The sequence below is a fragment of the Hippea jasoniae genome (genome assembly GCF_000744435.1).
Classification (GTDB): Bacteria; Campylobacterota_A; Desulfurellia; order Desulfurellales; family Hippeaceae; genus Hippea; species Hippea jasoniae.
In genome coordinates, this window is sequence record NZ_JQLX01000005.1 from 1 (window position 1) to 10,000 (window position 10,000).

Consider the following 10,000-nt stretch of genomic DNA (forward strand, 5'->3'; position numbering starts at 1 on the left):
ATTTCTTATCTGATGCACAAGCTCAATAGATAGTCTTGCATCTTTAATGCCAAAACCTCCGCCGTTTAATATATCTTTATAAACAAGTGTATGCAAGTCTGTAAAGCCACCAGAAAATTCAATCTCTTTTGAATCTACTGTTATAGATCTGTATGTTCTCTGACCTTTTTGTTTTATATCATCGGGTAAATCGTTATAATCCACTGACAAAAACCACCTAACATAAGCTTTTTTTAACTCTATAAAGCCTGCCATCTTTTTTAAAGGCTCACAGTAGTGAACCTCGCTGTTCTTTACCTCACCAAAAAGCCACATCAGCATATCAAAGAAATGTATTCCGATATTTGTTGCAACACCGCCGGACTTTGATAAATCTCCCTTCCACGAAACAAAGTACCATCTGCCTCTTGAGGTTATATAGGTCAAGTCTATGTTGTATTTTTTATTCTCTTTAGAAGTCTCTTTTTCTATCTTATCCTTTAGTGAAATGATTGAAGGATGAAGTCTTAATTGAAGAACATTGTAAACTTTTCTCCCTGTTTCTTGCTCTATCTCCTCTAAAGCATCCAAATTCCAGGGATTTAAAACAAGAGGTTTTTCGCATATTGCGTTTATTCCACTTCTCAATGCCCATCTTATATGAGCATCATGAAGGTAATTTGGGGAACAGATAGATGCAAAATCTACCTTATTTCCTCTTCTTCTTAGCTTATCAACATGCCTATCAAACCTTTCAAATTCTGTAAAAAAATGGGCTTCTGGAAAGTATGAATCTATAATGCCTACACTGTCGTTTGGATCAACTGCTGCAAGCAGATTATTACCGGTATCTTTAATTGCCTTCATATGTCTTGGTGCGATATAACCTGCTGCACCTATTAGGACAAAGTTTTTCATAAAACCTCCTGAGTTAGCGTTAAGCGTTAAGTATTAAGTGTTAAGCGCTAAGCGTTAAAAGTTGAGATTAAATTTTTGGCGTTTAACTTAACTCTTAGAGCTTAGAACTTTTATATAATTGTTTTTTAGACCTGTCAGCATTTTTAAAATTTCATTTAATTCTTTAATCTATTTTAAACCCAACTGCTTTTCTATATAATTAATTTCTATTCCAATATATATCTGCGTTATTAATTCTGCGCAAGAACCTTTAGCGATTTCGATAAATCTAATCTTTTCTTTGTCGGACTCTTTTTCCATTCCTTCTGCAATATTAGAAGCTATTGACAAACTGCTTCTTGTTATCTGATCCTTAAAGCCAAAATCTTTCAGGTCTTTGAAATATTTGTATATTTCAATAGAAAGCCTACAGCCTTTTTTCCAAACATCCAAATTTTCACATTTCATGATTACGTTTTCCCCTTTTAAAACTTAGTCCTTGATACTTAGCGCTTAATGCTGAATTGATTCTCCAACAGCTCATCTTCTGGCACATCTCTAAAGTATTTTGCAGGTAAGCCTGCATAGATCTTTTTGGGTTGAGTGTCTTTTGTAAGAAGGCTTCCAGCGGCAACCACGCTGTCTTCAGCTATAGTCTTGTTTGGCAATATAACCGCACCAACACCTATTCTTCCACCTTTTTGAATTTTAACCCCACCAAATTCTTTAAACCTTTTTTGACTTCTGCCTAAATAATTGTCGTTAGATGTTAAAACACCTGGAGCTATAAAGCAGTAATCCTCAACTTCAGAGTAGGCTGTGATATATACATTTGTTTCAAGTTTGCATCGTTTGCCAATGGTGCAGAAGTTTTCTATTGCAACGCCTCTTCCAACAATCGTGTATTCGCCTATCTCAACATTTTCCCTAATGGTAGATAGATCTGCTACAAGCACATTCTTATTTATCTTGCAACCAGCATAAATCACAACTGATGTGCCTATCAAGCAATTATCCGCAATCATTGCTGGTGGTAGTTGCTGTTTTTTTGTTGTTGCACTAATGGGTGATTTCATTGGTTGCTTGCCAATAACGGTATTATCATCAATTCTGACATTATCACCAATAATTGTACCCTCATGAATAACAACATTATTGTCTATCTGGCAATTCTTGCCTATCTTTACATCCCTACCTATAACGGTAAAATAACCAATCTGTGTATTTTCACCTATCACACTTGATGGGTCAATAACGCATCTTTCAAATTTCTCCATAAAAAGATCCTTTCTTGTTAGGTTTATTAAAAACTTTTCTAAATTCAAAACCTGAACGCAAGTATAAATATCAAAAGATATCATGTCAAGGGAATTTAAAATCCATGCTCTAAAAAACACCAAGAATCTTCAAAAAAGCCCCCAAAACGCCAAGAACCGATATCATTATTGAGATTGAAAACATTTTCAATGTAAAATTCCTATGCTCAATATCCCTTTTATCAAGTTTATCTGATAACCTATCTATCGAAGCTATTATCTGGTCAAATCTTTTATTTACTTCATCAAATCTTTTATCAACTTGTTCAAACCGTGAGTTCATGTCATTTTTTAATTCATCAATTCTTTTATCTACCTGCTCAAACCTTGAGTTCATATCGCTTTTTAACTCATCAATTCTGTTATCTACTTGTTTGAATCTTTTATCTACCTGTTCAAACCTCGAGTTCATATCGCTTTTTAGCTCATCAATTCTGCTATCTACCTGCTCAAACCTTTTATCTACCTGTGCAAATCTATAATCCACATCCTTTTTAAATTCTTTTAAATCATCTCTAAATAACTCCTGATTTCTTCTTAACTCATCAATTTGAACCTGCAAGTAATCAAACTTTGCATCAAAGTATTTTGTGCTTGGGAATATACCTGCAAACAAAGCATATATCTCTGAAGGCAACTTATCTTTTATCTCATCTTTTTGATTATTCACATTCTTACTCATAATTTCACCTCATTTGCTTTTATAAAAACAATAATTCATTTTTTATCATGTGTCAACAGCTCAAGCATACGCCAAGACTTCCTCTTTTACCATATGAAGACGAATTACTTTTGGTATTTCAGATTTTTCATCAAAATAGCAAGAAATAGCATCTTTGATATTCTTTTTCAACTCTTCCATTGTATCGCCTTGTGTAAAAATAGGAAATCCTAAAGCTTTAGCATTAAATCCAATCTCGGGGTCTTCTTCAACAATAAATATTGTCTCTTTATACATAGCATCCTCCACTTTTTTATTCAAAATATATTTAATCATCCTCGATATCGTTTTAGCATTTACCATTAATCATCATTTAGCAGACTTTCATATTCAGCCATCTTGCGCTTAACAAATTCCCTTGTTATCCTTGCCTTCTCCTTAATACCCTCTGGTGTTAAGATATATCTGTATTGCCATTTGTTGTTTGAATTCAAAAATCGTTCGGTTTTTATAATGCCCTTCTTTGCAAGCTCTTTGACTACATAATTGACTTTGCCCACAGACACACCTATGGCTTTTGACAAACTCCTCTGAGATTGCTCGGGGTTTTTCTTTATAGCGCTTAGCAGTTTTACAACTATCTCGTTTTGCTCCATATTCCCCCCCTTTAAATATTTGCGTTCATACGCTAAACAATAATAAGCAAAAAACCTGTAAATAGTCAATAGTAGGCTGCCTCGTTCCTTCTTTTGTAATTATCAAATCAACACTTAAGCTTTTCAAAAAATAACGGATTATTGTTTTTAAAATAAGGTTAATCAATAATTCTCCTTCTTTTTTGATAGGTCAGCTCTTTTGCCAAAAATATATACCCTCACACCATCTCCAAAAATCTCAATGGCGTTGCGTTTTTTTGCATCTATCTCACTTTTAGAAAGCCTGAGCTTTTTCACCTTAGTTTCTTCTCCCACTCATAGGCAGTTTTGCAGATAAATTCGATATCGCCATACTCTGGCTTAAAGCCCATTTCTGTTTTTATTTTAGTGCTATCTGCTATCAAAACTGCAGGATCGCCTAATCTGCGTTCTGTCACTTCCACCCTAAAATCCACACCACTAACCCTTTTCATTGTCTCGATCACCTCTTTTACGCTCAGCCCTTTGGAGTATCCCACATTAAATATATCGCTTTTGTTGGTTTTGAGATATTCAAGTGCGTTGATATGGGCTTTGGCAAGGTCCATTACATGTATGTAGTCTCTGATGCAGGTTCCATCCTTTGTAGGATAATCATCTCCAAAAATATACATCTTCTCCCTTTTGCCACATGCACATTCACTTGCCACCTTTATCAAATGCGTTGCGTTCTTTGTTTTTTGACCAATCATTAAATCCGGGCTTGCCCCTGCTACATTAAAATACCTCAAGATAACATATTTAAAGTCAGGGTTGGCTTTTGCTGCATCTATAATAATCCTTTCGCTAAAAAGTTTGCTTGCCCCATACGGATTTATAGGGTTTGTCTTAAAATCCTCTTTAATACCACCATCTATTTCTGTAATATCGGGTTCACCATAAACAGCTGCAGTTGATGAAAATATAAAAAACTTCACGCCAAACTCATTTGCAAGTTTTACTAAATGTGCAGTATTAGCCGTGTTGTTTAAGTAATATTTAAGCGGATTTTCAACACTTTCTGGCACAACTATGCTTGCTGCAAAATGTATGATAGCATCAAAATGTTTGGCTTTAAAAATCCCTCTTATCTCGTCCCAGTTGCCCAAATCTGCCTCAATAAAATCAAAATCCCTGATATGTTTAAGTGTATCGATTGTATCTTTAAAACCCGTTGATAGATTATCGATTACCGTTATAGAAAAATCGCTTTGTTCAAGCAAAAGCTTTAACAGATGCGAGCCAATGTATCCTGCAGCTCCTGTTATTAAAACACTTTCCATCTTTAAACTCCTTGTTTTTAAAGATTATAACAAAATTAATAGTTTTTCCAAAACCTAAATAGATATTTATAGACAGCAACAAATTAATAGTGTATACTATGTAATAATGAGCAATAATTAAAAACAATGGGAGGTGTTTTATGAAAAAAGTTACAGTGGCTTTTGGGGTTCTTTTTTTGTTAATCTTATCTTCAAACAGCTATGCAAAAGCAGATTTTATTATCTCAAACATCTATCTAAAGGAAATAGGTAACAACAAATGTAGACCGGTTATAGTTTTAAAAAATATCGGTCCCTCACTGCCCTCAAAATACAAAAAAACATATTTAGGTATCCAGCTTAACGGTGATGTGATCGGAGGATATACAACCCATCTTGGAAACCTTATACACCACAATGCAACAAAAATATTTTCATGGAATTCCGTTACACTAAGAAAAGGTATTTACACAATATCAGGAAAAATCTATCTAAAAAGCCAACAGATCAGCGAAAATACCACAAATAACAATTACCCACCCAAAAAACTTTATTGCGGCGATTACCCGGATATAGCAGTAGTAAGTATGGCAAAAGACCTTAAATGCAACCTGTTTATCACATTAAAGAATTTAGGTGGAAGACTCCCAAATCAGGCCTACAACCCAACAAATGGTGTAAAAATACAGCTATCAGAACACGGCAAAGGTCTTTTGGGCTTCTCATTAAAGATTGTTGATCCTCATAAAAAACTTCAAAAACCCCACTCAACTTTAAGGTTTAAGTTACCATTCCATACAAAATTAAAACCTGGATCCAATCCCATAACCGTTAAGGTTTTTACTGGCCCAATCGTAGACAAAAATCCAACTAACAACAGCATGAAAAGAAACTTCTACTGTGTTTCAAGAAAAGACAAAGACATGTTAAAAAACGGCATAAACAAAAAACCAACCCATAGCTGGGATTATTAGGAGGAGGTGTTTTATGAGAAGATTTTTGTTTTTAGCGGTTTTTGTTGCTATATTTAGTTTATCTGTTTCTACCCTGGCATACTCCTTGCCTAAATATCAGGCAATATGTGAAAGATTGGGCGAGCTTGAAGGCTATACTGTGGTAGACAAATGCAGCGGCATGAATATGCAGGGCAACATGGGAGAGATGGTATCGGCTGAAAAAAACTATGCAAACAGCGAAGATAAAGAAAAATACTTCGGTGTTACTGTTCTTGGTGGTGGACAGGCTATGATGATGTGGATGCCGTTTATGACCCACATGACCGTAGAAACAGACAAAGAATTGGTCAAAGTCGTGGATATCGATGGATTAAAAGCAGGAATAAACTACGATAAACAGGAAAACGGCGGCAGTTTAGTAGTATGCTTAAGCAAAACACCTCAAAGCGGTTGTCATGCAATTTTTGGTGTGGAGTTCAAAAACATGGACTACAAAGAAGCACTTGACTTATTAAAAAACTTTGACCTAAAATCGATTGAGAGTCTATTTGAAGAGTAATGATAGGCAGTGAAGTATTTTGGAGCCCATGTAAGCGCACAAGGGGGTGTATCAAACGCCCCCGTAAACGCCCATAAAATCAATGCTACAGCGTTTGCTCTTTTTTTAAAAAATCAAAGAAGATGGCAGGCAAAACCCTTAACACCTCACCAGATAAACGCATTTAAAGAAAACATAAAAAGATTCAACTTTAATAGCCGCTATATCCTGCCTCATGCCAGCTATCTTATAAACCTATGCTCACCAAATGAAGAAAAACTCAAAAAATCCAGACTTGCCTTTATAGATGAGCTAAAAAGGGCTCAATTTCTGGGTCTTAAATATCTAAATGTGCATCCAGGAGCTCATCTAAATCAAATCTCAGAAAAAGAATGTATTGATAAAATGGCTGAGTCGATAAATTTAGCATTAAAAAGCGTGGAAAATGTTATCGTCGTTTTAGAAAATACAGCAGGTGAGGGCAGTGTTTACGGCTATAGATTCAAGCAGCTTAGAAATATTCTTGAAAAAATAGAAGATAATTCTCGTATAGGCGTCTGTATCGACACATGCCACCTTTTTGCAGCAGGCTATAATATTTCAACTTTTGAAGGATTTAATAAAACATTTGAGGAGTTTTCAGAGATAATCGGTTTTAAATATCTAAAGGGCATGCACTTAAACGACTCAAAAGTTGAGTTGGGCAAAAGGGTTGATAGGCACGAAAGCCTTGGAAAAGGTAAAATAGGGCTTGAGGCGTTTAAGTTGATAGCAAGGGATAACCGATTTGACGAAATTCCTTTAATTCTTGAAACCCCAAACCCATCAATCTGGAAAGATGAAATAGCACTTCTTAATAAATTTTACTCCGCCTCAGACTGAGGCTGCAAAGTCTTTTGAGCAGCATAAGCATAAATAATGCCGTTGTAAAGCAACAGATAGTAAAGCATAATGCCCACAGCTATAGAATAGATAATCAAAGCCACTATAAATCCGAACGAAAATCCCGGATTTGTATAAACAAGCATGTTGTTATAATACCCACCAAAGGCGGATGCAAAATAACTTGCAAACACAGCGCCAAAAACAACCACGCCCAAAAATGTTGACAGAGAAGCGATAAGAGAAGAAACGCCGCTTTCCACCATCATCCATACAAAAACAAAAAACATGTAGTTCTGATTGAAGGTTTTTGACCAGAATTTTACATTAAAGTATAAAAACGCCTTATTAAAAGCCTCACCAAAACTATTGCTTTTTAATATTTCACCAAACACAGCAGGCATAATGTAAAGAAAAATCAAGCCAATTGTAATACTTATAATCCCAAACAGGAAATAACCAAAAACACCGAATAGCTTAAAAATAAAGTATAAAATACCCGCTGCTATACTAATACCTATACCAACAACAAAAAGACCTATAAAGGATCCCATGGCGATGGGAAATTTATCAAACAGGATATTGTTTAGTTGAACATTACATATATTTTGCTTCAAAACCTCCTCGTCTTTATATTTAGCAACATAATCACCCACAAACAACTGCACAGATAGCACCAAAAACGCAAGGAACAAAAACAACAAAACACCTATGCCCACTTTTAGCGTAATAATCGATAAAAATAACAATAAACCTAATACCGCAAAAACACCTATAGTAAGTTTTGGATTTAAAACAGAAAACTCCCATGCCCACTTCAAAGCCGATTCGTTGCTTTTTGAAATCACAACAAACCTCCTTATGTTTTTTTGTAATATATCACAAAATTAATAAAAATATCAACAGTTCATAAAAAATTCATTTAGAAATTTTTATAATCTTAAGGAGGTAAAATAAATGGTAGCGGGGGGAGGATTTGAACCTCCGACCTTCGGGTTATGAGCCCGACGAGCTACCAGACTGCTCCACCCCGCGTCAAGCGGTTTTAAATTTAATCCATTTAGGACAAAAAGTCAAGCTTTTTTTGGTGCCGGGGGCGGGACTCGAACCCGCACGGGGTCGCCCCCACTGGATTTTGAGTCCAGCGCGTCTACCAGTTTCACCACCCCGGCTGACTTTAGCGATTATACCGATTTGGATAGAAGTGTCAATAATTTACTTGATAAATAGGTAGTCTTTTTGCTATAGATTTAGTTAACTAAATGTTAAAAGGGGACAGCTTATGCCTGAAGAGATGGAATTTATCGAAAGGGAGACGGATAATATCGAAGAAGTGATAGATGATGCAGCCAAAACCTTAGGCTACCCCAAAAAATTCCTCGATTTTGAAATATTAGAAGAACAAGAAAGCAAAGACAATATAGGCAACATTAATAAAACCTACAAAATAAAGATATTCATAAACCAGAACAGAAGCAAGCTGCTTGATATCATGAGTATAGAAACAGATCCTGACGAACACCCCCTAAAGGCCTACATCTTCGTTGATACATTAAAGCTAAAAAGGGATTTAGAGGTAAGCGAAGAAGAAATTATTGAGGCAATAAAAAAGCTTTTAGCTATAAACAATATCAATTACGGTGTTAAAACAAAACTATTCAGCGCCATAGCAAAGGAAATCAAAAAAAGGCTCTCCCCAGGATACAAACCCTTTAGAATCCTCATAGCCGAAGGCAAAAAACCTATCAGAGGCGAAAACTCAAAACTAATCTTTCACTTTGATAGATACAAAGCAGCCGGTACCATATACAAAAACGGCCGTATTGACTACAAAAACAAAAACTTTCTTGTGCCTGTAAAAAAAGGGCAACTACTTGTTGAGTTCTACAAACCCACGCAGGGTGAGGAAGGATACGATGTTTTTGGCAATATCCTGCCTCAGGATGTTGGAATAACCATAGACGACATAGAGGATGTTAAGTTTACACCCGGCAGCGTTAAAAAGATTGAAGAGGAAAGAATAATCAAACTCATCAGTGAAAAGGATGGGGTGATTGTATTCAAAAACGGTGTATATGAAATAGATACATCTGTTGCAATCGACAAAGTTGATATCAAAACAACGGGAAACCTAACAGCTGATGGTGATGTTGAGCTTGAGATAGGCAGCGGACTCAATGAAGGCATTGAAGATACGATAGCAGCAGGTATGACTGTGAAGGGTAAGAAGGTTGTAGTAAACGGCGATGTCGGACCAAAAGCCACAATTGAGGCAGAAGAGGTTGAAATCAAAGGTAGTGTTCATAAAGAGGCTTTTATTAAGGCAAAAAAGGCCAAAATTGCTATCTGCAGAGGCACTGTTGAAGCAGAAGATATAGAGGTTGACTTATCTGAGCATGCGCATCTTACAGCAAAAAATAAAGTAATTATAAACAAAGCCGTCGCAACAAAGGTTTTTGCACCTAAAGTGGAAATAAAAGACGTAATGATGAGCTCCTGCATCACAACATCATCAGACTCCATCGTAATAAATAAAATTGAAGGAGGTGATAACACTATTGCCATAAAACCGCTTGATCTACCATGGATAAGTGAAATTTATAAAGAGTTACTTGTCAAAGAAAAATATGCTAAGACGATACTAAAAAGCCAGAAAAAGAAGTTTGAAGAAGCCCAGGATGCCGTAAATAGTGAAAAAGAAAAGTATGAACAGATCCTAAAAACCATTCAAAAATTGAAAGAACAGCAAAAACATGTTCCAAACTCACTATTGGTTTTTGTAAAGCGCTTCAAAGACAAGCTAAAAAAGCTTCAGCAGGAAAAGGAGGAATACGA

General features: G+C 35.7%; 12 protein-coding genes, 2 tRNA genes and 1 pseudogene (1 of these 15 cut by a window edge). 4 read left to right on the forward strand and 11 right to left on the reverse strand.

Going from position 1 to position 10,000, the window contains the following annotated elements:
- From EK17_RS00655 to galE, 8 genes and pseudogenes are all read right to left on the reverse strand, one after another.
- Positions 1-897 (reverse strand): Gfo/Idh/MocA family oxidoreductase (locus EK17_RS00655; RefSeq protein WP_035586587.1); only part of this gene is annotated, 897 nt, incomplete at its 3' end.
- Positions 898-1,068: 171 nt separating this feature from the next.
- Positions 1,069-1,344, reverse strand: a pseudogene (locus EK17_RS00660) (four helix bundle protein); the annotation flags it as partial.
- A gap of 38 nt (positions 1,345-1,382) precedes the next feature.
- The gene (locus EK17_RS00665; protein ID WP_035586604.1) at positions 1,383-2,153 is read right to left on the reverse strand and encodes an N-acetyltransferase; all 771 of its coding nucleotides are present in this window, start codon (positions 2,151-2,153) and stop codon (positions 1,383-1,385) included.
- 109 nt (positions 2,154-2,262) lie between these two features.
- Positions 2,263-2,874, reverse strand: coding sequence for a coiled-coil domain-containing protein (locus tag EK17_RS09375; protein WP_051904325.1), 612 nt, complete (start codon positions 2,872-2,874; stop codon positions 2,263-2,265).
- Positions 2,875-2,934: 60 nt separating this feature from the next.
- Positions 2,935-3,150 carry a type II toxin-antitoxin system HicB family antitoxin gene (locus tag EK17_RS00675; protein ID WP_035586609.1) on the reverse strand — a complete coding sequence of 72 codons (216 nt, stop codon included), beginning with the start codon at positions 3,148-3,150 and terminating at the stop codon, positions 2,935-2,937.
- 65 nt (positions 3,151-3,215) lie between these two features.
- A complete protein-coding gene (locus EK17_RS00680) occupies positions 3,216-3,509 on the reverse strand; it encodes a MarR family EPS-associated transcriptional regulator (protein ID WP_035586591.1) in 294 nt (97 codons plus the stop codon).
- 162 nt (positions 3,510-3,671) lie between these two features.
- Entirely contained in the window at positions 3,672-3,806 is a 135-nt protein-coding gene (locus EK17_RS09520) for a hypothetical protein (protein ID WP_269557955.1), read from the reverse strand.
- The gene (gene galE / locus EK17_RS00685; RefSeq protein ID WP_035586593.1) at positions 3,803-4,810 is read right to left on the reverse strand and encodes a UDP-glucose 4-epimerase GalE; all 1,008 of its coding nucleotides are present in this window, start codon (positions 4,808-4,810) and stop codon (positions 3,803-3,805) included. The genes EK17_RS09520 and galE overlap by 4 nt, the downstream gene beginning before the upstream one ends.
- 140 nt (positions 4,811-4,950) lie before the next feature.
- Here galE and EK17_RS00690 point away from each other — a divergent pair, with 140 nt between their 5' ends.
- From EK17_RS00690 to nfo, 3 genes are read left to right on the forward strand one after another with little or no spacing between them, the layout of a single operon-like run.
- A complete protein-coding gene (locus EK17_RS00690) occupies positions 4,951-5,763 on the forward strand; it encodes a hypothetical protein (protein ID WP_035586595.1) in 813 nt (270 codons plus the stop codon).
- A gap of 13 nt (positions 5,764-5,776) precedes the next feature.
- The gene (locus EK17_RS00695; protein ID WP_035586596.1) at positions 5,777-6,304 is read left to right on the forward strand and encodes a hypothetical protein; all 528 of its coding nucleotides are present in this window, start codon (positions 5,777-5,779) and stop codon (positions 6,302-6,304) included.
- 9 nt (positions 6,305-6,313) lie between these two features.
- Positions 6,314-7,165 carry a deoxyribonuclease IV gene (gene nfo / locus EK17_RS00700; RefSeq protein WP_035586597.1) on the forward strand — a complete coding sequence of 284 codons (852 nt, stop codon included), beginning with the start codon at positions 6,314-6,316 and terminating at the stop codon, positions 7,163-7,165.
- Here the strand turns inward: nfo and EK17_RS00705 are convergent.
- From EK17_RS00705 to EK17_RS00715, 3 genes are all read right to left on the reverse strand, one after another.
- Complete coding sequence (locus EK17_RS00705) at positions 7,147-8,013, reverse strand: hypothetical protein (protein WP_035586599.1); 867 nt, start codon at positions 8,011-8,013, stop codon at positions 7,147-7,149. The two genes, nfo and EK17_RS00705, sit on opposite strands and share 19 nt — an antisense overlap.
- A 110-nt stretch (positions 8,014-8,123) precedes the next feature.
- Positions 8,124-8,200, reverse strand: a tRNA-Met gene (locus EK17_RS00710).
- Positions 8,201-8,250: 50 nt separating this feature from the next.
- Positions 8,251-8,337, reverse strand: a tRNA-Leu gene (locus EK17_RS00715).
- Positions 8,338-8,447: 110 nt separating this feature from the next.
- Between EK17_RS00715 and EK17_RS00720 the strand changes: the two genes are divergently transcribed.
- Positions 8,448-10,000 carry the 5' portion of a FapA family protein gene (locus tag EK17_RS00720; RefSeq protein ID WP_035586601.1) on the forward strand. It continues 226 nt past the right edge of the window, so only the first 1,553 of its 1,779 coding nucleotides appear in the window; it begins with the start codon at positions 8,448-8,450; the stop codon falls past the right edge of the window.